3 protein-coding genes are annotated in these 2652 nt (G+C 62.0%); all 3 read left to right on the top strand.

The genetic code is table 11. The annotated features are described in order from the left end of the window. Positions 1 to 709: F0F1 ATP synthase subunit beta (atpD, locus tag VEK15_32890; GenBank protein ID HXV65539.1), on the top strand; the 709-nt coding region annotated here is incomplete at its 5' end. A 3-nt stretch (positions 710 to 712) separates the two neighbouring features. Next, positions 713 to 982, top strand: coding sequence for a F0F1 ATP synthase subunit epsilon (locus tag VEK15_32885; GenBank protein HXV65538.1), 270 nt, complete (start codon positions 713 to 715; stop codon positions 980 to 982). A gap of 112 nt (positions 983 to 1094) precedes the next feature. Continuing rightward, on the top strand, positions 1095 to 2652 hold a 1558-nt coding region (locus VEK15_32880; protein ID HXV65537.1), incomplete at its 3' end, for a hypothetical protein.

Genomic DNA, 2652 nt, shown 5'->3' with positions numbered 1-2652 from the left:
CGCGGAGTACTTCCGCGACGAAGAGAACCAGGACGTGCTCCTGTTCGTGGATAACATTTTCCGCTTCGTGCAGGCGGGCTCGGAGGTGTCGGCGCTCTTGGGCCGCATGCCCAGCGCCGTGGGTTACCAGCCCACGCTGGGCACCGAGATGGGCGGACTGCAGGAGCGCATCTGTTCCACCAAGAAGGGGTCGATCACGTCGGTGCAGGCGATTTACGTGCCCGCCGACGACATCACCGATCCGGCCCCCGCGACCACGTTCTCGCACCTGGACGCCACCACGGTGCTCTCCCGACAAATCGCGGAGCTCGGCATCTACCCCGCGGTGGATCCGCTCGCGTCGACCTCGCGCATCTTGAGCGCCGCGGTCGTGGGCGAGGAGCACTTCGACGTCGCGCGCCGCGTGCAGGAGATTCTCCAGCGCAACAAGGAGCTGCAGGACATCATCGCCATCTTGGGTATGGATGAGCTGTCCGAAGAGGACCGCCTGACCGTCAACCGCGCGCGCAAGATCCAGCGCTTCCTTTCGCAGCCCTTCTTCGTGGCGGAAGTGTTCACCGGTACTCCGGGCAAGTACGTCAAGATCCAGGACACCATTCGCGGCTTCAAGGAGATCATCGAGGGCAAGCACGACGACATCCCGGAGCAGGCGTTCTACATGGTGGGTTCGATCGACGAAGTGGTCGAGCGCGCGAAGAAGATGGGCTAAGCGATGTCGACGGGCGCGACCTACAAGTTCAAGATGCTGACCCCGAACCGGACCGTCTTCGACGGCGAGGTGGTCTCGGTGACCGCCCCCGGTGGTGCCGGCTACCTCGGCATCCTCGCGCACCACGCGCCGCTCATCACGACCTTGCTCGCGGGCGATCTCACGCTGCGCAGCAAGGACGGCGAGTCGTACCGCTACCGCATCGGACCCGGGATCCTCAAGGTCGCGAACAACGAAGCGGTGGTCCTGACGGAGTCGATCGAAGAAGCGTAGACGTCGCCCCCGGCCCCAAGGGCGCCAACTTTTCATCCCTATTTGTGGTATTCTGCGCGTACACGGGACGCGCCGCGTCCTGGCGCGTTCCCACTTCCCCTGGAGGTGTGCCATGAAGTACGCGCTCTTGCCACCCCTGCTTTTCGGCCTTCTGATTTTCTTCAATCAGCCAGTGGGCGCGCGAGATAGCCAGATTCTGATCGACCCGGGGCCGCGCGACCTCGACGCCCAGTTGCCAAGCAACCCCTCGCAGTCCATTCGTGGCGGCGCGCCTGGCGTGCTTCCTATTACAACGCTCGCTTTCTACGACTTCGAAACGCTCAACCCGATGGGCTGGACGACCCATGATCTCACCCACCCCATTCCGTTTCGGTTTTTTATCGCCTCGACCAGCGACTTTCTGACCGGTGGATCGTTTGGCAGGCTGGTTCCGATTATGGGCGACAAAGCCGTTTGGTGCGGAATTCCGTCCGCGCCGCTGGATCCAAATTTTTGTTCGTACAATACCCCACCCGGCTACGGGAACGGATGGAACGAAGCGTTCGAATCGATTGCCATCACCAAGCCGGCTGGCAGTTCGGTCCGCTTTGAATACCGCATCACCTACGACACCGAATCCAACTACGACAAGATCTATCTCGAATACCAGAATGTCAGCGGACAGTGGACGGCGGTGACCCTTCCCTCGACGGGAACCACGAGCTACTCCGGACTGCTCTGGCCGTCGGTATATGAATCCGTTTTGATACCCGCCGCCAGCCTGCCCTCGACGTCGGTGCGGCTGCGCTTTCGCTTTCAGTCCGATGCCTCATGGTCGGACGAGGATGGCCTCGTGAACACCGACGGTGCTGTGATCCTCGACGAGTTCCGAGTGATGACCGGGGTCGGGGCGATCCTCAACCTTCAAACCTTCGAGGCGGATCCCAGTCTGAGCGGCACCACCGCCGACGGCACCTGGAGCGGTCGCGCGCTGGGGCGCGGTGATTTCGCTCAATTGTACGCGGGTGCATCGACCCTGCAGCGTTCGCCACCGCTTTCCGCGACCGACATCAACTCGAGCAGCGTATGGGGTTTCTACAACGGATCCCCGGAGACGTACGCGTGCGGGGGATTCGGAGCCTATGCGGCCGTACCCAAACACGACGGCGACAACAGCTACATCCGTAACTCCATCCGATCGCCGTGGATTCCCTGGGAACCGATGCCCGGCCAGACGACGCACTTTCGCTTCGACGTCTACCGCGATTTGCCCCGCGACAACCTGGTTTTTTATACTTGGCAAACGCGCACGCGCAGCGACGGCGGGTGCCCGACCAAATGGATGTCGGATAGTTTTGTGTACTACGGCGATGCGCTTGACTGGCTTGTCTTTGAGAAGGACGTTTCCACGTACGTCGCGACCACGAGCGGAACCGACGAGATTCAGTTCGAGGTGGTCGTGGTCGACCGGGCCGATGTGTGGACCGGCTCGATTGGTTCCGGCGCATGTCACAGCAATGCGCCGCTCATTGATAACTTCGAGGTCTATCTGGACAACACCCATTCCTGGGTCGTGCACGACCTCGATCTGTTCCAGGACACCTTCCCCGACGACGGGACCCTGACCGGGTTCATTCGCGCGGACGCCGCCAGCGGCGAAGACGTGGCGAAATTTCGCGTGGCGGAGCCGG

This window comes from Vicinamibacteria bacterium, from assembly GCA_035620555.1.
Classification (GTDB): domain Bacteria; phylum Acidobacteriota; class Vicinamibacteria; order Marinacidobacterales; family SMYC01; genus DASPGQ01.
The sequence above is the reverse complement of the archived record's forward strand: the minus strand, read 5'-3'. Positions and strand labels throughout refer to the sequence as shown.